Origin of the sequence: Streptomyces sp. ATCC 21386 (genome assembly GCF_018728545.1) — a bacterium.
GTDB lineage: Bacteria > Actinomycetota > Actinomycetes > Streptomycetales > Streptomycetaceae > Streptomyces.
The window spans coordinates 8,010,517-8,032,330 of sequence record NZ_JAAVVL010000001.1 but is presented as its reverse complement, the minus strand read 5'-3'; the positions used below and the strand labels follow the sequence as shown (position 1 = coordinate 8,032,330).

19 protein-coding genes and 1 pseudogene are annotated in these 21,814 nt (G+C 70.1%); 9 read left to right on the top strand and 11 right to left on the bottom strand.

Annotation, left to right across the window (positions count from 1 at the left end; all coding sequences use genetic code 11):
- The first annotated feature begins 27 nt into the window (after window positions 1–27).
- A protein-coding gene (locus GWK25_RS34425; protein WP_374200707.1) for an IS5 family transposase occupies window positions 28–962 on the top strand; the annotation gives its coding sequence in 2 pieces (ribosomal slippage) (window positions 28–403 and window positions 403–962; 936 coding nt in all).
- A 14-nt stretch (window positions 963–976) separates the two neighbouring features.
- Here the strand turns inward: GWK25_RS34425 and GWK25_RS34420 are convergent.
- Both GWK25_RS34420 and GWK25_RS34415 read right to left on the bottom strand, forming a co-directional pair.
- On the bottom strand, window positions 977–1,240 hold the full coding sequence (locus GWK25_RS34420) for a hypothetical protein (RefSeq protein WP_215455444.1): 264 nt from the start codon (window positions 1,238–1,240) through the stop codon (window positions 977–979).
- A gap of 59 nt (window positions 1,241–1,299) precedes the next feature.
- The gene (locus tag GWK25_RS34415) at window positions 1,300–2,304 is read right to left on the bottom strand and encodes a YafY family protein (protein ID WP_215455443.1); all 1,005 of its coding nucleotides are present in this window, start codon (window positions 2,302–2,304) and stop codon (window positions 1,300–1,302) included.
- A 227-nt stretch (window positions 2,305–2,531) separates the two neighbouring features.
- Between GWK25_RS34415 and GWK25_RS34410 the strand changes: the two genes are divergently transcribed.
- From GWK25_RS34410 to GWK25_RS34400, 3 genes and pseudogenes are all read left to right on the top strand, one after another.
- Window positions 2,532–3,227 (top strand): alpha/beta fold hydrolase, encoded by a 696-nt coding sequence (locus GWK25_RS34410; RefSeq protein WP_215457803.1) that lies wholly within the window; start codon window positions 2,532–2,534, stop codon window positions 3,225–3,227.
- A gap of 72 nt (window positions 3,228–3,299) precedes the next feature.
- A pseudogene (locus GWK25_RS34405) lies at window positions 3,300–3,620 on the top strand (LysE family translocator); the annotation flags it as partial.
- A 399-nt stretch (window positions 3,621–4,019) separates the two neighbouring features.
- A complete protein-coding gene (locus GWK25_RS34400; protein ID WP_251829166.1) occupies window positions 4,020–4,472 on the top strand; it encodes a hypothetical protein in 453 nt (150 codons plus the stop codon).
- Between the two features lie 147 nt (window positions 4,473–4,619).
- Here GWK25_RS34400 and GWK25_RS34395 read toward each other — a convergent pair whose 3' ends face one another.
- The 5 genes from GWK25_RS34395 to GWK25_RS34375 form a co-directional block, all read right to left on the bottom strand.
- Window positions 4,620–4,775 carry a hypothetical protein gene (locus GWK25_RS34395; RefSeq protein WP_251829165.1) on the bottom strand — a complete coding sequence of 52 codons (156 nt, stop codon included), beginning with the start codon at window positions 4,773–4,775 and terminating at the stop codon, window positions 4,620–4,622.
- A gap of 223 nt (window positions 4,776–4,998) precedes the next feature.
- A complete protein-coding gene (locus tag GWK25_RS34390) occupies window positions 4,999–6,030 on the bottom strand; it encodes an aspartate aminotransferase (protein ID WP_215455441.1) in 1,032 nt (343 codons plus the stop codon).
- Complete coding sequence (locus tag GWK25_RS34385; RefSeq protein ID WP_215455440.1) at window positions 6,027–7,385, bottom strand: radical SAM protein; 1,359 nt, start codon at window positions 7,383–7,385, stop codon at window positions 6,027–6,029. Before GWK25_RS34385 ends, GWK25_RS34390 begins: the two co-directional genes overlap by 4 nt.
- 179 nt (window positions 7,386–7,564) lie before the next feature.
- On the bottom strand, window positions 7,565–9,289 hold the full coding sequence (locus GWK25_RS34380) for an acyl-CoA dehydrogenase family protein (protein ID WP_215455439.1): 1,725 nt from the start codon (window positions 9,287–9,289) through the stop codon (window positions 7,565–7,567).
- Between the two features lie 151 nt (window positions 9,290–9,440).
- Entirely contained in the window at window positions 9,441–9,998 is a 558-nt protein-coding gene (locus GWK25_RS34375; protein WP_215455438.1) for a PadR family transcriptional regulator, read from the bottom strand.
- A 428-nt stretch (window positions 9,999–10,426) separates the two neighbouring features.
- On the opposite strand from GWK25_RS34375, the gene GWK25_RS34370 reads away from it, so the two are divergent.
- The 4 genes from GWK25_RS34370 to GWK25_RS44900 all read left to right on the top strand — a co-directional run bounded on the left by GWK25_RS34370 (window position 10,427) and on the right by GWK25_RS44900 (window position 12,978).
- Window positions 10,427–10,909, top strand: a complete 483-nt coding sequence (locus GWK25_RS34370; RefSeq protein WP_215455437.1) for a hypothetical protein — start codon at window positions 10,427–10,429, stop codon at window positions 10,907–10,909.
- A 469-nt stretch (window positions 10,910–11,378) separates the two neighbouring features.
- Entirely contained in the window at window positions 11,379–11,819 is a 441-nt protein-coding gene (locus GWK25_RS34365) for a VOC family protein (RefSeq protein WP_215457802.1), read from the top strand.
- A 308-nt stretch (window positions 11,820–12,127) separates the two neighbouring features.
- Window positions 12,128–12,304, top strand: coding sequence for a hypothetical protein (locus tag GWK25_RS34360; protein ID WP_215455436.1), 177 nt, complete (start codon window positions 12,128–12,130; stop codon window positions 12,302–12,304).
- A 14-nt stretch (window positions 12,305–12,318) separates the two neighbouring features.
- The gene (locus GWK25_RS44900) at window positions 12,319–12,978 is read left to right on the top strand and encodes a peptidoglycan-binding protein (protein ID WP_374200659.1); all 660 of its coding nucleotides are present in this window, start codon (window positions 12,319–12,321) and stop codon (window positions 12,976–12,978) included.
- 131 nt (window positions 12,979–13,109) lie between these two features.
- On the opposite strand, the gene GWK25_RS34350 is transcribed toward GWK25_RS44900, so the two are convergent.
- Genes GWK25_RS34350 through GWK25_RS34340 form a run of 3 tightly spaced genes read right to left on the bottom strand, consistent with a single transcriptional unit; the run spans window position 13,110 to window position 15,675 of the window.
- Window positions 13,110–13,781 (bottom strand): 3-oxoacid CoA-transferase subunit B, encoded by a 672-nt coding sequence (locus tag GWK25_RS34350; protein ID WP_215455434.1) that lies wholly within the window; start codon window positions 13,779–13,781, stop codon window positions 13,110–13,112.
- Window positions 13,778–14,473 (bottom strand): 3-oxoacid CoA-transferase subunit A, encoded by a 696-nt coding sequence (locus GWK25_RS34345; RefSeq protein ID WP_215455433.1) that lies wholly within the window; start codon window positions 14,471–14,473, stop codon window positions 13,778–13,780. Before GWK25_RS34345 ends, GWK25_RS34350 begins: the two co-directional genes overlap by 4 nt.
- Window positions 14,470–15,675, bottom strand: a complete 1,206-nt coding sequence (locus tag GWK25_RS34340) for a thiolase family protein (RefSeq protein WP_215455432.1) — start codon at window positions 15,673–15,675, stop codon at window positions 14,470–14,472. Before GWK25_RS34340 ends, GWK25_RS34345 begins: the two co-directional genes overlap by 4 nt.
- 71 nt (window positions 15,676–15,746) lie before the next feature.
- On the opposite strand from GWK25_RS34340, the gene GWK25_RS34335 reads away from it, so the two are divergent.
- Window positions 15,747–16,685, top strand: a complete 939-nt coding sequence (locus GWK25_RS34335) for a LysR substrate-binding domain-containing protein (protein WP_251829164.1) — start codon at window positions 15,747–15,749, stop codon at window positions 16,683–16,685.
- A 195-nt stretch (window positions 16,686–16,880) separates the two neighbouring features.
- On the opposite strand, the gene GWK25_RS34330 is transcribed toward GWK25_RS34335, so the two are convergent.
- Window positions 16,881–21,683: a serine protease gene (locus GWK25_RS34330; protein WP_215455431.1), complete on the bottom strand. Its 4,803-nt coding sequence runs from the start codon at window positions 21,681–21,683 to the stop codon at window positions 16,881–16,883.
- Between the last annotated feature and the right edge of the window lie 131 nt (window positions 21,684–21,814).

Genomic DNA, 21,814 nt, shown 5'->3' with positions numbered 1-21,814 from the left:
GAACAAGTGCGCGCCGCAGGACACCGAATAGCGCAGGATCGGGACACTGCCTCTTCACCAGTAGAACGGCTGCGGCCGTTCCTGCCAGTCAGTAACGGGCGTTGTGGCAGGTGGCGGGATCACCGACAGGTGATCGACGGGATCCTACATCGGGTGGGGACCGGCGTGCAGTGGCGTGATCTACCCGAACGTTTCGGGCCGTGGAAGACCGTCTATGAGCGGCACCGCCTGTGGTCGGCCGACGGCACGTGGGAGCGTCTGCTGCAGCAGGTCCAGGCCGCAGCCGACGCAGCCGGTGAGATCGACTGGGACATCTCTGTCGACTCCACCATCGTCCGCGCGCATCAGCATGCGGCTGGCGCCCGCACCGACCCACCTCCGGCCCCTGGATCAAAGGGGGCCTCAGAGGTAGAACGCCAGGACGAGACGTCGTGGCAGAGCTTGGTCGCCCGCCTGGTGGAGGTGGTGCGGGAGGCGAGGGCCTGGGCCGCTCGCGGGGCGGGTTCACCAGCAACCTCCATCTGAGCGCGGACGGCCGCTGTCGCCCGCTGTCTTTGATCGTCACTGCAGGTCAATGGGCGGACTGCACCCAGTTCATTCCCGTCCTGGAGAAGATCCGCGTTCCCCGCGTCGGGTCGGGCAGGCCCCGCAGGAAGCCGGACAGCCTGGCGGCGGACAAGGCTTACAGCAACGGCCCCTGCCGCGGTTACCTGCGACGGCGGGGCATCCGGCACACGATCCCGGAGAAAGTCGACAGCCAGGCCGCCCGCCTGCGCAAAGGCTCACGTGGCGGGCGGACACCAGCCTTCGACGAGGAGCGCTACAAGAAGCGCAACACTGTCGAGCGGGCCATCAACCGGCTGAAGCAGTCTCGAGCGGTCGCCACCCGTTACGACAAGCGCGGGTACGTCTACCTCGGCACGGCCACAGCGGCAGCCCTTGGCATCTGGCTTCGTGCCTGAGCCGGAGTGGATCCTCAGAAGCCTGCATCGGCGGGACGCTGGTGCCCACATGGAGCCGGATTGCCTTTCTTGTCGAAGACCTCGGACTCGTTGGCCGAATTCACCCACACCGTGATGCCCTGGCTGTGAACGACGACATTGAACGGGGACTCCTCGGGTGCTGTCTGTGTCACGACGGTGAACTCCTCACCCGGACGCATCCAGTGATCGGTTCCCCACGGCTCGACCCACAGGCAGAGCATGCTGTCCGTCTCGTTACTCACGCTCGTCTTCGCCACGCGAGCACCCTAACGAGCAGCAGGATCGGCCGGACAGCTCCTAGGAGGCATGGACGACCTCATGAGCAGTCCGTGTGAGGTTGGCTCCGGCACGTTGCGGGCCGTGAAGGGTCGGCAACGGCTGCCGTGAACCGCGTCACGAGCGCCGCGACCGCCGCACGCAGTTCTTCGCCGCCCTCGACCCGGAACGCGAACGGCAGCCTCGCGAGCCATTCCTGCGCGTACATGGCCGGGTTGCGCGTGCTGCCGACCAGCACACAGCCGTCCCCCAAGGGTTCGAGCCGGCCCATCGGCGGCTGGATCCAGGGGGCCACCTCGGTCACGGGGAGGTCGAACCGCACCCGCGTGGAGAACTCCCATCCGAGGCCCAGGTTCTCCTCCAACACCGCCACCGGATCGAGCCCTTCTGGTGGTTCGAACGGGTGCCCCGTCCTCCGGACGGCGTGGACCCGGTCGACCCGGTACGTGCGGATCGCGTTCGCGCGGTGGGAGTGGCACAGCAGGTACCAGCGTCCGTAACGGACGACGAGGGACCAGGGATCGACCTCCGCCTCCCACTCGTCGCCCGCCTCGCTGCGGTACGTGACCGACACGCGTTCCCGGGCGGCGACGGCATCGACGAGCTCGCCGGTGACGGCCGGATCCGGGCGGGCCGAGTACGGGTCCGGTGCGGCCGACGCGTACTCCCGCAGCATCGCCGCGTGGTGGCCGACGCTCTCCGGCAGTGCCTTGACGACCTTGCCCAGGGCGGTGCTGACCAGGTCGTCGGCGTCGGCCGCGCCCGGCTGGCCGCTGAGTACGGCCATCACCAGGCCGAGGGCCTCCGCCTGCGTGAAATGCACGGGGGGCAACCGAGTTCCGCGCCCCAGCCGGTAGCCGCCGTGCGGCCCCCGGGACGACTCCACGGGGATGTCGGCCTCCCGGAGGATCCCGACGTAGCGGCGCGCGGCCCGCTCCGTGACGCCCAGCCGTTCGGCGAGTTCACCGGCCGTCGTACCGGGTCGGGTCTGGATGATCTCCAGGGCGCGCAGGGCTCGTGCGGTGGGGCTGAGATCGTTCGGCACGCAGGCAGGCTAGTCCGCTCCGCTGAGCCCGGGCGGAAGAGTCCGTGGGAATCCCCGGCCCGTGGGCGAGGGCGCGCGCCCAGGACGGTTCGTTCCCCCTTGGCTCGCCCGGGACTTCGCCGGGCGCTCGGGTGATCGCCGTACAAACCGGCAGTGGATCGTCCGGATCTCCCCCTACGGTGACCTTCGTGCGGCACAGGAGTGCGGCGGAAGAAGGGGAACTGACCATGAACATCCTGCTCATCGGCGGCCTGTGGCTGGACGGAACCGTGTGGAGCCGTGTCGCCTCCGCGCTGGAGGCGCTCGGCCATCGCCCGGTGTCCCTCACCCTCCCGGGCCAGGGGGACGGCTCCACGTCCGCCACGCTCGACGACCAGCTGGAGTCGCTGCTCGCTGCGGTGGACGCCGTGCCCGGCAGGCTCATGGTGGTGGGGCATTCCGCCGCCTGCTCGCTGGCCTGGCTGGCTGCCGACCGACGACCGGGGCGGCTGGCCAAGGTCGTCCTGATCGGCGGTTTCCCGTCCTCCCACGGCCAGTTGTACGCCGACTTCTTCGAGGTTCGGGATGGCGTCATGCCCTTCCCGGGCTGGGGCCCGTTCGAGGGACCGGACGCCGCCGACCTCGACGACGAGGCCCGGCGGGAGCTGGCGGCTGCCGCGATTCCCGTACCCCGAGGCGTGGCCCAGGGCGTGGTGCGGCTGGCGGACGAACGGCGGTTCGACGTCCCGGTCGTGGTCGTATGCCCGGAGTTCACGCCCGCTCAGGCTCAGGAGTGCATCGACGCCGGCGACGTCCCGGAGCTGGCCCGGGCCAAACACGTCGACTTCGCCGACATCGACTCGGGCCACTGGCCCATGATCACCCAGCCTGCCGAGCTGGCCCGGATCCTGGCCACGGCAGCCGACGCGGCCGACGGAACGTGAAGTGGCCCGGCCCGCACGTGCACTGGCCCGTACGGAGAATACGGCTGAAAGGGTGAGCCTCCCCGTGCTTCCATGACCCTCAGGGTGTCTGCTGACCGTCTGCTCGTCTTCGCGGCCATGTCGTTCCTGCTGATCGTCATTCCCGGACCGAGCGTGCTGTTCGTGATCGGGCGGGCGCTGGCGCAGGGACGTCGCGCCGCGCTGACCACGGTCGTGGGAAACACGGTCGGCGCCTACGTGCTGATCGTGGCCGTGGCTCTGGGAGTCGGGGCGGTCGTGGAACGCTCGGTTCTCGTTTTTACGCTGCTCAAGCTGACGGGTGCCGCTTACTTGGTCTTCCTCGGCGCCAAGGCTTGGCGTGAGCGTGGGGCGCTGCGGGCGGCCGTCACCGGGGTGGCGCGGTGAACGCCAGCCGCTGGTCGGTCCGGCGGGACACGGAGCCCGGTGGGGGAGGGGCCGACCGTCGTTCACGCGCAGTCGCATGTACGAGGCGACAGAGCAGGCGCTGAGGTCCGGGGGCTGTGGTGGTAGCCCTTCACGCAACGCATACGGCTACGTCGAGACGGATCTTGAGTGAGTGTCAGGTCCATCATGCCTGTACGGAGGTGGTTTTCGGTAGGACACAGCGCACGTCCGTTTGTTCTTGTCGCAGTCGGTGCCGCGCGTCAGACTCGTCGTCATCCACTCACCGGCCAACGTGTCGGCAACCATGCTCGGTTGTCGGCGCGGTCGGCGTGCTGTCCCACCGCGGGACGTGCATGGGCAGGGGGGTGGCGTGATGGAGGGGGATCGATGGATCAGGACATGGTCGTGCTGGCGAGGGTCAAGCTGCTGAGCGCCAACCGGCGGGTGGTGCGTGGGGCACAGGGGCTGTGGATCTACCGCCTGCTGACGCAGGTCGAGCCGGAGACGTACGGGTCGAAGCTGGCGTACGTCCTCGTGGAGGCAAGCGCGTCGCCGCTGCTGCGGGAGTTGCCTGAGCGACGTCTGGCCCTGTTGGACGAGGCCGTGGAGGTGGCTAAGGCCCTCGATACGTCGAACCCCTACCGGGCGAAGATGTTGGCGAGGGCGCTGGCAGCCAGAGAGCGGGAGGCGGAGGGCCGGGCGGCGGAGGGCCGGGCGGCGGAACCGCTCGTGTCCGAGGCGTCCGAGTCGTCCGAGGCGCCCGAGTCAACCGTGGCGTCCGAGGTGGTAGGGAGGGAGCCCCGAGTGGTGTCCCATGGGGAGTCGCGGCAACTCGCATGACCGCGGGAGTCCCCTGATGTACGGCTCGCGGTGTGGGGTTCCGACGGTGGTGGGAACCCCACACGCGCGACGCTTGGCGCTGCGTCTCAGCTCTTGTCCCGAAGGACGAGCCCTGCCGTACAGCGAGTCGCCGTGGCAGCAGGCCAGTCACTGGCCCTTCTTGTTGAACCAACCGAGCGACTGGACGACGGACGCGCCGATGAAGAGGATGCCGAGCGGAACGATCGTGAACCAGGTGGCGTCGGCCTTCGCGGCCGCGAGCAGGGCGATGGCGCCGACGGCCAGCACCAGGAGCACGAGCATGCCTACAAGTACCCGAAGCTTGGAAACCAACGCAGGACTCTCCCCTGTTCAGCTGGGCTCATTGACTGGACAGCGTTCGCTACCGGTTGGACCGCCGACCACGGTCGAGTCTCCCAACGCTGCATTCCGGAGGCGCCAGTAGAACTACGTAATCCCCTACGTACGTTCACCGGCCAGGGCTGGGCACGCGGTCACGCGTGATGGCGTGCCGAGGTCAACCTCGTCAGCTGGAGGGGGAGTTGGCCCGGCCTCGCCTGGCAGCGAAGGCGTCGGCGAGGCTGGTCAGGATCGAGCCGGACCAGTCGCTCTCCCCGAACACGCTGACCGGCACGGCGAGCACGCCGTACTCGCGCCGGAGCGTCTCCGCGGGGATCTCGACGGGGAAGAAGTAGTTGCCGGGACAGGCCCGGCTCGTCTCGGGAATCGCACCGAGCACCACGTCCGGCAGCCGTTCGAACAACTGCTCCGCCCGTGCGGTCAGTTCGTCGGCGACCTGCCGGGGCACGTCGCCGTGTTCGGTCAGCAGACGGTCGGCGAGCCTCAGCTGCGCCGGCGTCGGCGGATCCGCCCGAAACGCCTCCGCCAGTTCGGTCCGCCCCCTGCCCAGCAGGACCACGCCGAACGTGCGCGGCCACAGCCATCCCTTGGTCACCGAATGCAGCAGGACCGCACGACCGGTGTCCAGCAGCCGTCGTGTGCCGGCGGCGAACGGGACTCCCAGATCGTAGACGCCGTCGATCAGCAAGCGGCGGTTCGGTGATTCCTGCAACCACGAGGTCACCGCCGCGCACTCCGCATCGGACAGGTAACGGCCCAGCGGCTTACTGGGGTTGGCGATCAGCAGGTACTCGGGGTGGTGGTCCGGCGGCGGCGACGTCGGCAGGATCGGCGTCGGCAGCGTCGGGTAGGACAGGGGGGCGAGGCCGGCGGCGCGAGCCAGCTCGAAGTAGACCGGGTACACGTCGCCGGGCAGCCACAACCGCGCTCGCACGGCGCGCAGCCAGGGGAACACCACACCGAGGCCGTGCCGGACCCCTCGGCAGACCATGGCGTGGCCGGACCACTCTTCCGGCAGTTCGAAGCGCCGCAGCCAGGCACGGGCGAGATCACACCGGTGCACCGTGCGCTCGTCGGTCGGCGCCTCCGGCCGCAAGGGAGCGAGCGCCCGGTACACGTTGGTCTCGGCGGCGTCCAGCAGCGCCGAAGAGGCACCGAGCTGCCGCTGCCGGAACTCCTGGAATGCATCGAACCTCACGCCGCCGCACCTTCCCGCACGATCTCGCTCGCACGGTCCTCCAGGGAGGCGTAGCAGCGTCCGTCTGCCATGACGTTCCAGCTTCGTGCGATGCCGTGGGTGCGTTCCCAGAGCAGGCTGGGCTCGGTGTAGGCGGCGATCCGAATCGGCCGTCCGTCCCAGCTGCCCTGGTAGACCGGCGCGCCCCAGGGCAGGCGGCTCGCCAGTTCGAAGCCGTGCCGCTCGGCGAACCCGGTGACGACGGACAGCGAAACCTGGTGGTCTCGGCTCCAGACGTTGGCCGTACGGTCGAAGTACAGCGACTCGGTGCTGGTGGATACGTAGAGTTCCTTGAAGCAGACTTCCTCCACACCGAGAGCCGCGGCCCACGAAAGGTAGTCGGCGACCCCGGCCTCGTCGGCGACGCCGCCGTGCTGGAGCACACAGATCAGTCTCATTCGCAGCCCCGGCCAGCGGCCCCGTTCCACGCGCCAGGCGTCGATGACGGAGCTCACCGGCGTGCGCAGCATCATGAGCCGCTCGTTGGCGGTGTCGTCGTGATGGTGCCGGGAGACGGCGAGCACGCTCAGCCCCGCGCTGCTCAGGGCTGCGAGGCGGCCGGCCCGGTCGGCGTCCTCGGCTTTCGCGAGGGTGTGAGCGTTGGTGATCAGGACGACCTTCGGGAAGGCCGCCGAACAGGCGGACACCAGCCGCACCTGCTGTTCGAACGGTATGAGCGTGGGCTCCCCGCCACCGGTGATCACCGCGCGCTCGGCACCTGCCGCACGGGCGCGCTCCAGCCAGAGGGCGACCGCGTCCCACGGGACCCGCGCCGGCGCCTGGTCGCTGGAGATCGAGGCGGAGGAGAAGCAGAACGAACACCGTGCCTGGCATGCGGAGGCGACCGGCAGAATCGACACCGAGCGAGGTCGCGTGTCGACATAGCGATGCAGCGCCGCTCCCTGTAGGTGCAGGGAGGCGGCCATCGCATCCTCGACGGTGGTCGGGCGCAGGGCGAACTCGTCGCTTGCCGCGCCTGCGTCGCCGGCCTCGTCGAGTTCGTGGACCGCCGACAGCCGGATACGAGCCTCGTGCAGTTCCATGCCGAGGCCGGTCGAGGCGTTGGGCACCAGCTCGTCGGGGTCCACCATGGTTTCCAGCACCAGCAGCCGGTCACCGGGGATGGCCAGACGGTCCAGCAGGCGTCGCGCCTTGCTTATGCCGATTCCCAACTCCGTACGCGTCAGCAGATGAAACCGGTCGGGATAGGTACTTTCCGGGATCCCCGCCTTGCCGTAGGCGAACGCGTACTTGTCGAAGCCCTTCGCGAAGTTCGACAGCACGATGACGTGGAAGCGCTGGTCGCTGTGGTTCATCCCGTCATCATGCTTGACGACCTACATTGCCCGAAAGCGGGTTGATCCGGCGGTCGACGCAGGGCCCGCGCCGCGTTCGGGGACCAGCTCGCGCGGCGCCACGTCAGTTCGGTCACGCGCACGCGTCGCGGAGGAGGGGTGCGGCCACCCCGTCCTCCGCCGGCATGTCCGTCAAGGCGTCACGGCATCATCTCGTAAGCCGCCGACAGAGCCTCCACGCGCTGCCAGACCCGGTCCGAACGCGCCCCGTCGACGACCGGTCGTCGGACCGCGCCGAGCGCCCAGCGCTGCTGCTCCTCGGTCGCGGAGTCCTTGCCGTGCAGTTCGACGGCGTGGGCGGAGAAGTCCCGCACGAGGACGGCGAACAGCTCGTCGAGTACGTCCGTGTCGAGATCCGACAGGGCCGCCTGCTCCAGGACCAGCTGCCCGTGCACGACGAGCGCGAAGAGGTGTCCGACGGCGAGGAGCAGGTCGAGATCGCGGCTCTGCTTCTCGTCGGGCGCGGCCGTGAGGACGAACTCGCAGAGCGCGTCGGCCTGTTCGCGGAATCGGGCGACGTTGGGCAGGTGGGCGTAGGTGTCGAAGGCCGGCCGCCAGTCGTGGAAGCGCACCGAGCCGAGACCACGGGCCGGACCCTGCCGGAAGAGGAAGACGTCGTCGGCCGAGTCGAGGCGGGTCGGGACGGGCTCGTACGCCACCGGGTCGAGGAGGTGGTTGCGCATGAACTTGAGGATCAGCGCCAGATTGACGTGGACGGTGCCCTCCAGCTTCGGCAGGCCGCGGATCTCGACGGCGGCCTGGGCGAAGTAGTTGTCCTTCTCGAAACCCTTGGCGGCGATGACGTCCCACATCAGGTCGATGACCTTCTCGCCCTCGGTGGTCACCTTCATCTTCGTCATCGGGTTGAAGAGGAGGTAGCGGCGGTCGTCGGGGCCGGCGGTGCGGAAGTAGTCGACGGCGCGGTCGCTGAACAGCTTCATCCCGACGAGCCGGACGTACGCGTCGGTCAACTTCCGCCGCACGTGCGGGAAGGCGGTGACGGGGCGGCCGTACAGGATGCGGTTCTGCGCGTGGGTGACGGCCTCGTACATCGCGTGCTCGCAGATGCCGATCGAGGCGGTGCAGAGGTTGAACTTGCCCACGTTGACGGTGTTGAGGGCGGCGTCGAAGGCGGCGCGGCCGGTGTGCAGGACGTCGTCCGGGGCTACGGGGTAGTCCTCCAGGCGGAACTCGCTGACGAACTTCGACGAGTCGACGACGTTCTTGACCAGGTGGTACGCCGGGTGACGGCTGTCGGCGGCGAAGAAGACGTAACCGTCGGCGCCCTCGATGTCGGTACGGCGGCCGAAGACCGAGACGAGCCCGGCGGCGTTGCCGTTGCCGATGTAGTACTTGGAGCCGGTGGCCCGGAAACCGCCCGAGCCGTCGGACTCCAGGAGCATGTCGGTGGAGTAGATGTCGGCGCCGTGCGCCTTCTCGGACAGGCCGAACGCGAACACCTCGCCCTGGGAGAGCAGTTCGGCGGCGCGGGCACGGGCGGCGGGGTTGTCGCTCTGCCAGACCGGGCCGAGCCCGAGGATGGTGACCTGCCAGGCGTACCAGTAGTCGAGGCCGTAGAAGCCGAGTATCTCGTTGAGGGCGGCGATGCGGGCGGTGTCCCAGCGCTTGTCGTCCTCGCCCGCCGCGGCGGCGGAGGCGGGCGTGAGGAACGTCGCGAAGAGCCCTTCCTTGGCGGCGAAGGCGAGGAAGTCGCCGAGCCAGGCACGGGTCCGGTAGTCCTCGATCAGTCGGCGCTTGCCCCGTTCCTCGAACCAGTCGACGGTGGCGCGCAGCAGCCTGCGGGTCTCCGGGTCGAAGTGCGCGGGGTCGTAGGTCCGCGGGTTGAAGAGCAGCGCGTCGGCCATGGATGCCGCCTTTCGGCTGAGAGGTGAGGGTGGATTCGGACACGATTTCCGGCTCATGGCCCCGGTCATGTCCGGGGCCATGAGCTCGGGTCGTGTCCTGGGTCGAGTCATTGGGCTGCGTCCTGGCGGCCGGTTCGCTCGGGCCGGCCGGTCAGTGACCGGAGGCGAAGCCGGCGAGTGTGGCGAGTACGTCGTCGAGCCAGGCGATCATCATGCGCTCGTACGCGATGCCGCCGCGCAGCACGACGTGCTGGAGTTCCCGTTCGGCGTCGAGCGGGCCGTCCTCCGGGGGGTCTGCGAAGTCGCGGGCCGCGCCCGCGAGGTAGTGGTCCAGGCGGTCCGTGTGTGCCTGCCGGTGCCGCTCGACCTCGCTGATCAGGGCGGCCGGATCGTCGAAGGCGGCGCCGCGGATCTTCACCGCGAGGTCGTGGCGGACGCTGTCGGGCTCGGTCGGTTCGTGGAGCCACCCGGAGAGCGCGTCCCGGCCGGGCTCCGCGACGGAGTACTCCTTCTTGTCCGGACGCCCGTACTGCGGGACCTCCCGGACGTCGACCCAGCCGTCGCTCTCCATCCGCTTCAGTACGCGGTAGATCTGCTGGTGGGTGGCGGTCCAGAAGTACCCGATGGACCGCTCGAACCGCCGGGCCAGCTCATAGCCGGAGCCCGGCTTCTCCAGCAGGGAGACGAGAATCGCGTGCTCGAGCGCCATGTCCATGATCCTGCTATGCACCTCGTTGCATAGCAACGTCGTGTCGGTGAGACACCGCTCACCCGTGCGGGGCGTGTGACCGTCACTTTCGAAAGGGCGTCCGTGACGTCACGCGTCCGCCTCGTTGTGGTCTGACGGTGGCCGCGGAGGCTGCCGCGGCGGCGGGCCCGGCCCGAGGAAAGTCCGCCTGCCCGCTCGCCCGCATGCCGGCAGCGTCCCATTGGGCGGAGAAACGCCCAGGTCGCAGTGGGTGGCGCATCTCAGCGTCCCAGGAGACGCCGGTGCGCTTGCCGTCCTTCGGAGTGGACCCCGATGCTGACCCGCGTAGGGCAGTCGGGGAGCGGCGCGGTGCCGCTCCCGCTCCCTGCCGACGGTCACGCCGGGGGCGGACCGCGTCGGCACGTACACAGGAATGGAACTGCATACGCATGATGAAGTCCCGAACGAACCGGACCGCTTTGGCCTTCGGCACCGCCGTCCTCATGGCGGCCGGCATGGTCGTCGCGGGGGCTACGACCGCCTCCGCCGACGCGTGCGGAGGTCCCGGCAAGTACCTCTGTGGTGCGGTGAAGAACAGGACCGGCAAGCCGATGCACTACACGATGAGGCTGGGGAGCGGCCCGCACCTGTGCGACGTGTGGAACATCGACGGGGGCACCACGAGCAAGTGGGACCAGACCGAGTGCGAGCACCAGACGTTCAACAGGGGGACGATAGGCGGCAACGGCACCGGCCGGGACGTCGATGCCTTCACCTTCGCCTCCCACGGCTACCACGAGCGGTTCTCCCGTGTCGGGACGTGGCACTGGCGAAAGAAGGGTGTCTGGACGAAGATCCGCAGCGGGGAGATCGCCGACTGCGGCATCGGTGACAACAACGAGGTCTGGTGCACCGTTCTCGTCCAGGTCTGAAACAGCCCGGAGCGGTGCCGTAGGCGGTGATCCGAGGGCGCGGGCAGCTGGTCCGCGCCCTCGGAGCCGAAAACACCGCCACCGGGGAGCCCGCTCCGCCTCCGGACCCGGGTCGAGGCGCCGAAGCGGCAGTTCCTGTGCCATGGGGCGGATTGCGGCAGACTGCAGTTGCGCGGCTCGGGCGACCCGACGTTCAGCCATTGCGAACCCCGGCAACCGGACGACAGCAGCGAATCCGGCAACCGGCGCGGTCATCGATCAACGGCTCCGCTCGCCCCTCTGACGGCAGCGAGTGGATCGGCGAACCGCACCACTAGTTCTCCATCAGCGTGCAGGTGCTGAAGGGCGCGTGTCAGTGGACGCTTTCGGCGTCGGCCGGTCTGAAGATGTCGAGGGGGCGCAAACGGCGCCGTCCCGGGTACACATCACCAGCCACCGCCGGCCGCACGTGGAAGACGGAGCAACCAGCATGGCCATTCAGCGGATGGACAACGTCGGCATCGTCGTCGAGGACTTGGATGCCGCCATCGCGTTCTTCCTGGAACTCGGTATGGAGCTGGAAGGCAGGGCGCAGGTCGAGGGCCCGGTGGCAGACCAGTGCACCGGACTCGACGGCGTTCGCTGTGACATCGCGATGGTCCGGACCCCGGACGGCCACGGTCGACTTGAGCTGGCGAAGTACCGCAGCCCGGAAGCCATCGGCGCCGAGCCGCGCGACCGGCCGCACAACGTTCTGGGCACGCACCGCGTCATGTTCGCCGTCGACGACATCGAGGACACGGTTGCCCGCCTGCGCCCTCACGGCGCCGAACTCGTGGGTGAGATCGCCCGGTTCGAGGACAGCTATCTGCTCTGCTACGTCCGCGGCCCGGAAGGCATCATCGTCGGACTCGCCGAGCAGCAGGGCTGAGATGGCGGAACCGAGCCGGGAGGTCGGACGATCCTCGGCGTCGTCAGTGTGGAGGCGCACGTGGGCACTGCCGAGCTCTTCGAGACTGCCGACCGGTACCGCGTCTACGACGAACTCGAAGCACTGCACGAGAAACCCCCCGCAATTGCTGCCCCCGGGCCTCGCGTTCGGCGACGACGATGACGACAGGAGCTGCACTTCACCAGATTGCGCACGCTTCCTAGGGGGCCCATGATGGAGACAGAGCGAGTGTGTCGGAAAGCAGCGCACACCCCAGAGCCCGTGCATCTTCCCGGCAGGATCACTCCTTGACGGCCTCCATCGATTTCGAAATCGAGGACGCCTCAGACGGCGCTGATAGCAGCCGCAACGAAAAACCCCGAGTTGACTTTGGTTCGGGACTGCCCGTCGGCGAAGCCGCGACCCGCGCGCCTGCCGAGCAGGCATGCGACGCGACCCATGGCACCGAGCCGGTCTCTCTCTGAAAGGAGGGAGCGCCATGTCTGCGTTGGCGCCCTTCCCAGGAACGGCATTCTTCCACAAGGGACAACGCAGTCCCGTGATCAGCGCGATGGGTAAACGCCTGGTAGCGGAAGGGTGCGGGAAATACCGGGAGGGCCCTGGTCCCGTGTGGACCGAGGTCGATCAACAGTCGTACGCTGCCTGGCAGCGCAAGCTCAAATTCGCAGGTGCCGATGCCAACGGCATTCCAGGAAAGACCTCCTGGGACCGGTTCCGCGTCCCGAAGGCTCCAGCGGCTCCAACGCCCGCAGCTTCCGGTGGCCGCGTCGCATCCCCCGTGCCGGGAAAGGGCGTCACCACCGCCTACCGGAAGAAAGGGCCCCATTGGAGCCTTGGCTACCACACCGGCGCGGACTACGCCGCTCCAAAGGGCGCACCATGCGTCGCGGTGCGCAGCGGTTCCATTGTCCGCAGCGGGAACGACGGCAGTTTCGGTCTCTTCCTCGTGCTACGCGTCGGAGGATTCGACTTCTGGTACTGCCACCTCTCCGAACGGACGGTGACCAGGGGTTCCGTGAAAGCCGGCGACAAGATCGGAGAGGTCGGCTCCACCGGAAATGCCACCGGCCCTCATCTGCACTTCGAGGAGCGTCCGGCTGGAGGCGGCTTCGGATCGGACGTGAACCCCACCTGGTAGTCGGCGGAGCCGCCGACCTGCAACTCGTGGACGACGGCGTCCCGTTGCAGCCATCCCTCCGTCGCCGCCTGGATGGCCGAGCAGTCGGCCATCCAGGCGCGACGACATGGTCGGGGTCGCCGCACATCCTCCTACGGCGTGATGCCGACGCCTGTGCCGAGGAGCTGGGCGAGTTCGACGGCGTCGATGCCGTACGTCTCCCGGATCCGTACCCCCTGTGGGCCGACGTCGAAGACGCCGTGGTCCGTGTACACGCGGCTGACACAGCCGACCCCGGTGAGCGGGTAGGTGCACCGCGGCACGAGCTTGGGTTCGCCGGAGCGGGTGAAGAGGGTCATCATCACGTAGACGTCCTTGGCACCGATGGCGAGGTCCATGGCGCCGCCCACCGCGGGGATGTCGTCAGGTCTGCCGGTGTGCCAGTTGGCGAGGTCGCCGTCGAAGGCGACCTGGTAGGCGCCGAGGACACAGACGTCGAGATGGCCGCCGCGCATCATCGCGAAGGAGTCGGCGTGGTGGAAGTACGCCGCCCCCGGCAGTTCGGTCACCGGGACCTTGCCGGCGTTGGTGAGGTCGGGGTCGATCGCGTCGGCCTCCGCCTTCGGGCCCATGTTGAGCATGCCGTTCTCGGTGTGCAGCACCACTCCGGAGTCGGCCGGCAGATGGTCGGCGATCTTGGTGGGCTGCCCGATACCGAGGTTGACGAAGGAGCCGGCCGGGATGTCGCGGGCGATGACGGCGGCCAGCTCGTCCATGGAGAGCCGGTGGTCGGCGGACGGCTGGGCGCTTGAGGTCGTGGTCATCGTGCCCCCTGCACGGTGTAGTGACGGGCCGTCACCTGGACGATCCGGTCGACGTAGATGGACGGGGTGACAACGGCCTCGGGGTCCAGCTTGCCGGCCTCGACGACCTGGTCGACCTGGACGATGGTCGTCGTCGCGGCCGTGGCCATGACCGGTCCGAAGTTGCGTGCCGTCTTGCGGTAGACCAGGTTGCCCAGCGTGTCCGCGACATGGGCGCCGATCAACGCGTAGTCACCCTTGATCGGGTACTCCAGCAGGTACGTGCGGCCGTCGATCTCCCGGACCTCCTTGCCCTCGGCCAGCGGTGTGCCGACCGCCGTCGGGCAGTAGAAGGCGCCGATGCCGGCACCTGCCGCGCGCATCCGCTCGGCGAGGTTGCCCTGCGGCACGACCTCCAGTTCGATCTTGCCCGCGCGGTAGAGGTCGTCGAAGACCCAGGAGTCGGCCTGGCGCGGAAAGGAGCACAGCACCTTGCGCACGCGGCCGGCGGCCAGCAGCGCCGCCAGCCCGACGTCGCCGTTGCCGGCGTTGTTCGACACGATGGTGAGGTCCTTGGCGCCCTGCCGGATGAGCGCGTCGATCAGGTCGAACGGCATTCCGGCCAGGCCGAACCCGCCGACCAGGACGGTGGAGCCGTCCTCGATCCCGGCGACCGCGGCATCGGCGCTCTCGACGATCTCCGCCCGGCTCATCGGGACGCCTCCGTGGTGTCGCAGTTCTCCAGTACGACGGCCAGCCCCTGGCCGACGCCGATGCAGATCGCGGCGACGCCGTACCGCTGCCTCGTCTCGCGCAGCACCTTGGCCAGCGTGGCGAGGACGCGTCCGCCCGAGGCGCCGAGCGGGTGACCGATCGCGATGGCGCCGCCCTTCTGATTGACGAGGTTGGGGTCGATCTTCCACGCGTCGACGCAGGCGAGCGACTGCACTGCGAAGGCCTCGTTGAGCTCGACCGCGCCCACCTGGTCCCAGCCGATCCCGGCCCGGGCCAGCGCCCGGTTCGCCGCCTCCACGGGGGCGTAGCCGAAAGCCTGCGGCTCCAGGGCCATCACGCCGCGGCCGGCGATACGGGCGATCGGGTCGGCCCCGATCGTGGCGGCGGCCGCCTCACTGCCCAACAGCACTGCGGAGGCACCGTCGTTGAGCGGGCTGGCGTTGCCCGCGGTGATGGTGCCGCCCTGCTCCGGGGTACGGAAGACCGGCTTGAGGCCGGCCAGCACCTCCGGTGTGGATCCGGGCCGGATGCCCTCGTCGCGGGTCAGGTCGACTCCTTCGACCGGCGCCACCAGGTCGTCGTAGAAGCCCGACTCCCAGGCGGCGTGGGCGAGTCGGTGGGAGCGGGCGGCGAACTCGTCCTGCCGCTCCCGGGAGATGCCGAAGCGCTCCTGCAACTGCTCGTTGGCCTCGCCGAGGCTGACCGTCCACTCCTTCGGCATCCTCGGGTTGACCAGCCGCCAGCCCAGGGTCGTGGAGACCGCGGTGACGTCGCCGGCCGGGAACGGCTTCGCCGGCTTGGGCAGCACCCACGGCGCCCGTGTCATCGACTCGACGCCGCCGGTCAGCACCACCTCCGCGTCGCCGGACTCGATGGTCCGGCTGGCCGTCATCGCCGCGTCGAGGCTGGAGCCGCACAGGCGGTTCACCGTGGTGCCGGGCACGCTCACCGGGAGGCCGGCGAGCAGCGCCGCCATACGGCCGACGTTGCGGTTCTCCTCCCCGGCGCCGTTGGCGTTGCCCCACACCACGTCGTCGATGGCGGTGGGGTCGAGGCCCGGCACCGCCGCGAGCGTCGAGGTGATCGCGGCGGCGGCGAGGTCATCGGGGCGGACGCCGGCCAGCGCGCCGTTGAAGCGGCCGAACGGTGTCCGTGTCGCGGCATAGAGGAAAGCGCTCATGGCAACGACGTTAAATGTCGGCCGCGATATTCTGAAGTACGCATATGGCAGCCGATTGATATGGACAGGATATGGATCTACGGCACCTGCGGTACTTCGTCGCGGTGGCCGAGGAGCGCCATTTCGGCCGCGCCGCCGAGCGGCTGCACATGGCGCAGCCGCCGCTGTCCCAGCAGATCCGTCAACTGGAGACGGAACTCGGCGTGGAACTGCTGTACCGCACCACCCGGCGCGTCGACCTGACCGAGGCGGGTCTGGCCTACCTGGAGCGGGCGCGCGCGATCCTCGCCCAGGTCGACGAGGCCGCCCAGCACGCACGGCTGGTCGCGGCCGGCTCGGTGGGCCACCTCGCGATCGGGTGTGTCGGCTCGGCGACGTACAGTCTCCTGCCCGCGCTCTCGCGCCGGCTCACGGAGGAGCTCCCGGGCGTGGACTTCTCCTTCCGCGGCGAGATGCTCGCGCCCGACCAGGTCGAGGCACTGCGCGCCGGCGCGATCGACGTGGCGCTGCTGCGCCCGCCCGCGGCCGACCTCTCCCTCACGGTGCACACCCTGCGCCGCGACCCGCTCGTCGTCGCCGTGCCGGTCGACCACCCGCTCGCCCGCCGGAAACGGCTGCGGGTCACGGACCTCGCCGGCGCCGACCTGATCGTGCACTCGGCCGACCGCAGGTCGGTGATGTACGACGTGGTCCTGGGCCTGCTGCGCGACGCCGGCATCGAGCCGCACATCCGCCACGAGGTCGGCGAGACCTCGACCCTCGTCACACTCGTGGCCGGAGGCCTCGGCGTCGCCGTCGTACCGGAGCCGGTCACCGCGCTGGCCCTCGACGGCGTGGCCTACCTGCCACTGGCCGGGTCCGCCGCGCGAGTGGAGCTGGCGGTCGCCCATCGCGCCGACCGCGCCGAGCCGCATCTGGCGCGCACGGTGGGGGTCATCCGGGCGACGACGAGGGAGGTCCGTTCCTCTGATGCGGGGGGAGTCGTGTCGCCTAAGCCACGATCTTCGTAGCGGAGACCCGGGCCTGCTGCGCGCCGCCGCTTGGCTTGGAGATTCGTTGACACCCGCCATCGGATGACACCCGCCATCGACAGACGCCCGTCGTGCCATGGCGCCTGGAACGATCCCGCACCCTCCTCCTCAAACGAACGCCGAGCATGCGCTGGGGGGAGGTGAACGCCGAGATCTCGGTGCTGACCGACTCGATCACTCCAGGGCGTTCTCCGGACCCTCACCGGCGGCCTTGGGACACGTGCCCGTGGAATCCGCTCCGGCCGAGCGGTTTCGAGGGGGTGGTGACTCGATGCGTGCCTGATGTCGGAGCAGTTGGCGGAGGCCGTCCCGGTGGGCGGCTGGGGCGGTGGTCGCGAGGCGGGTGCCAAGGGCGACGGCCCGACGGATCACGGTCGTGGCCTCTGTGGCGAGGCCGGCGGCGTGGAGAGTGAGCGCGAGAACGCCCATCGTCTCCGCCAGCTCGGGCATGTGTGTTCCGGGGAACCGGGCAGCCAGGCGGCGACGGACGGCGAGCGCCCGCCGTGCAGTGCGCACGGCCTCGCGGTGGTGGCCCGCCGCGGTGAGGGCCAGGGCCAGGACGTGCAGGGCGCCGCCGAGTGCGACGCGGTGTTGCGGTGTGGTGTCCGCAGGTCGAGCCTCGGGCGCGGTGAGTGACCTGAGTACGCCGCGGGACAGGCTCAGCGCCCGGGGCCACGAGCCGGCGTCCAGCAGTGCCCAGGCCAGCGAGGTCAGGGCCTCGTCCAGATCCAGACGGCTGCCTTCCAGACCGGAGGCCGCCGCACCGGCCGTTTCCTGGGCGCGCAGCACGACCAGGTGCTGGCAGGCGTCCACCGCCGCTTCGAAGTGCCCGGCGGCCGACTGTGCGGCGGCGTACAGGTGCAGTGCCTGGCAGTAGCCGTCCTCGCGCCCCTGCATGGGCAGACCTGCTGGATCCTCGTGGTGACGAAGAGCCTCCACAGCGGCGGCCGGTGCCCCTGTGTCGCCCGCCCGCTGCAGCGCCGCGGCCAGCTGGACGAGCAGTGCGCCCTCGCTCACCTCCTCGTCGATCTCGGCCTCGCCCTCTACGGCCGTACCTCCTTCGGCCGCACCGTCTTCGGATTCGTCGTCTCCGTCGGCCCCTTCGTCGCCGTCCTCCTCGCTGTCCGCGTCTGCGTCCTCCTCACTGTCCGCGTACGCGTCCACGTCCGCGGACACGCCCCGTCTCAGGGCGAGGGCCTCGCGTACGGGGGCGACGGCATCGCACGGTCGCCCCGCCTCGGCCAGCGTGTCGGAGAGGCGCGACAGATCACCGGCCAGGGCGAGGCGGTGGCCGACGTCGTCGGGATCGGCGTCCACGATCCGGCGGCGCAGGGCGACCATGTCCCGTACGCAGTCCGCGGCCTCCTCGTGACGGCCGAGTTCCCCGAGCGCCAGGCTTCGATGGTTCAGGAGCTCCAGCACGGCGTCGAATCGCCGGGGGAGCCCTTCGGCGGCAGGCAGGCCGCACAGGGCCAGTGCCCGCCCGGTTAGGGTGAGGATCTCCGACCAGCGGTCCCGCCGTGCCAGGTGGAACACCAAGTTCCCCGAGACACGGGCGAACTCGTCCAGGAAGGCCCCGGGTTCCTCGGCGACCGCGACCGCGAACACTTCGAATGCCTCGGTCGCCGTGCGCAGGGCGCCCTCGGGGTCCCCCGCGTCGAACAGGGCGTAGGACTGGAGATCGAGCGCATTGGCGAGCTCCGGGCCGTGCGCGGCGGGCAGCCGGTCCGCGTAGGGGCGCAGGGCGGCGATCGATTCGTCGAAGGCGCGTAGACCTTCGGGGTAGTGGCCGGCATCGGTGAGTGCCTCGCCGAGTGCGCTACGAACGACGGCCGGGGCGGAGCCGTGGACGCCCGGTGCGGCCGCCTCCGCCCGTTCGTAGATCGCGACCGCCTCACGTCGTAGGTCGATGCTCTGCTCCGGGACATGGTGGGAGAGCGCGATCAGGGCGTTGGCGAACGACGGCGCCACGTTCGCGTCGGCTTCGGCCAGGGGCCGCAGTAGTTCCACGGCCTCCTCGGCCGCCGCTCGGGCCCGTTCCTCGTCCCCGTGGTCGTCGAAGACGGCCGTGGCGTCGGAGAGCCCCTCGGCGAGGTCCTGCGCGAAGCGTTTCGGGTCGAGTGCGGCGAGGCGCCGGAACTCGGTCAGGCTTTCCTCGGCCACCTCCAGGGCCTCCGTGAACAGGCCCGCCGTACGGAGGAGTTCGGCGAGGGAGCCGACGACCTCCGGCACGCGCGGACGGTACCGGTCCGGCCACCGGGCGGCGAGATCCCGGTAGAGGTCCGCTGCCCTGCGGGCGTCGGCTGTCGCGGCTCCGAACTGCCCGAGCGCGCTGTGGATCCGGGTGAGGCCGTACTCGGCCAGGGCCACATCGGGCAGGTGTTCCGGATCGTCGTGGGCGAGATCGCGGTAGAGATCACGGGCGGTCAGAGCCCCTCGCAAGGCATCGTCGAGCCGGTCCGCGTCGGCGAGCCGGTTCGCGTGGTTGTACCAGGCCATCGCGAGATCGGCGGTGTAGGTGTCGGGATCCCGTTCCGCCAGCTCCTGGTAATGGCGCAGTACGTCCTGGGAGAGCGACAGCGCCTTCGGGCGGGAACGGCCGTGGTCGCTCGCCAGCGCCAGGGTGTTGAGGGCCAGGCCGAGACCGCTCTCGGCACCTGGCCAGCCGTGTGCGGCGAGGACGTGCCACAGGGCGACGGACTTCTCGGCAGCGGTGCGGGCCGCCGTGAGCTGTCCGATCTCGACCAGCCGGACGGCGTGCCGGTGCAGCCGCCGGGCGTGTTCGGCCGACGCCTCGTGAGGGTCTGTTGTCGTCGCGTTCGGTGGTTGCCGGGCCAGCAGGCCCGCGAGATCGGCCGCCCACTCGTCGAGCGCCAGTGAGGGCAGGGGCACGGCCTCGTACAACCGCTCCGCGAGTGACGCGTACCGGCCCGCCGCGCCTCTGATCTTCTCCAGGACTGCGGCCAGGGCCTGTCGGAGCGCGGCCGGGTTCTCCACCGCCACCACGGCGTCGACGGCCCGCAGGGCGAGCGGATCGGGATGGGCGGTGACGACGATGCGGAGAGGTTCGGAGATGTGCGGCTGGTGGGGCTGGGCCCGGGACAGCAGATGGAACGCGGCCGAGGTCTGGCGTTCGGTGGTGGTGGGCAGGAGGCGTCCCAGCAACTCCGGGTCCTCCGCGAGGACGTCTCCGAGGAGGTACTCGCCCAGCCGGTCGGGCTGGAGCGGGCCCCAGTAGTCGTCCTCGGACGGATAGAGACCGGACAGCCACCGTCCGCAAGCGGCCGAGTCCGGCGGGGGTGCCGCAGGTTCCCGGGTGGGACCCTTCGGCCGGAGTCGGCTGAGGATGTCCAGCGCCTGCTGTTCGTCGTCGGCCGGGCACAGGGTGGCCGCGGCGACCATCCGCCGGTACTCGAACAAGGACAGGCCGCCGATGCCATGGCTGCCCGCCGTGCGCCACCAGACCTTCTGCTCGTGACGGAGGAGAACCGCCTCATCGCGTTCGCCGCTCGTGACACGCACCGGGTCGACGGCCTGCAACAGGGCGACGAGGACGGCCATCTGGAGGTTGAGGGCACCGGAGTAGCGGTCCTCGGCGACGGACGGCGGCACCGCCGCCCGCATCGCCTTCCGTGCCGACTGCCCCGGATACAGGGCGGCCAGTCTTTCCCCGAGGCCGGCCATGGCGTCGCTGACGGCGACAGCACGCAGTGCGGCGGTCGGCTCCAGGGGAGGCAGCGGACTCACGCCGGCGTCACGAGGGAAGTGCTCGTGCGCCTGGAGACGGCTCCACCATGGGCCGGCCTTGCGGGCCAGGAAGAGGAGCCTGACCGGATGGCGCTGGTGCGCCGGGCCGGACGGTCCCAACACATCCAGCAGTTCGTCGAGTTGTGAGCGGCGGGTCTCGGCGTAGTCCACGACGAGGAGCAACGGTGTGTCGAGCGCGGACAGGCCGGACAATGCCCGGGGATCAGCGCGGTCGGCGAGGAAACCGGCCGTCCAGCCTGCCCTCTCCGCCTCGCGCACCGCTTCCAGGCCCACCCTCGTCTTGCCCTGGCCGCCAGGACCGGTGAGCAGGCGCACCGAGGCGTCGGCAGCGCTGTTCCGCCAGTCGGCGAGATCGCGGAGGGTGGTCTCGCGGCCGTGGAAGCGGACGGCGGCCGCTTCCGGCCTGAGCAGCGAGATGGGGGAGAGGGCCGGGCGCGCGGTGGGCCGGTGCAGCACCCGCGAGAGTTCGGCCGGTCGGGGGCGCAGCCCCCGGAGACCCAGCAGGGCGCGGGCCTCGGGGTCGTCCCACAGCGCTGCCGTCTCCTCGATCTCCACACCGGCGAGCGTGTCGGCGCGCACCACGACACCGACGAGCATCCCCTCGCACAAGACGGCGGAGCCGGACATGCCGTCCCAGCGCGTTCTCCGCTTCCCGCTCGTCCCGGCGGCCCCGTCGGGCGGTGACGGGACGGGATGGACGACATGGACGACATGCCGTGAGCTGTGTCCGTCCGAGGAGACGATGGTGCCGCTGATGTGAGCCGTGTCCCGCAGCACGGTGGACAGTCGGGGGCCGCCCCGGTCCTCGTAGACCTTGAGACCCGCGGGAAAGCCCGTGGCTTCGATCCGGGCCGAACACGGCCGGCCGGCCAACCGCCCCCAGCGGACCGGCGGCAGCTCGGTGGGCAACCCGGACTCGTCCTCGACGCGCAGTACGGCGAAGTCCTGTGCTCCGCGGGGTTCTTGACCCTCGGGCGCGGCCGGCTCCCGGTAGCGGCGCAGCAGGACCCGGGCGGGTAGCCACGGGCCGGTCCCACCGGGGCGGACCCGCACCCCACCGGTTCCGGGCGGAGGCACGGTGTGCGCGGCCGTGATCACCAGCCCGTCGTGCAGCAGGTAACCGGACCCGGCGGTGTGGGCTTTCGCACCGGCTCTCAGTGACGCCAGCTCGACCACACGCGGGTCCGCCCCCGCGGCACGCTCGCTCATCCGCTCTCCCGCCCCGCCGGTTCCGCGCACGCTACGGCGTCCCATCCTGACAGACAGTGTGTGCGGCAGGGTGGCAGACCGTACGGGACAGGGTGACGGGGTACTTCCGGTGGGTAACGATGGCTTGACCG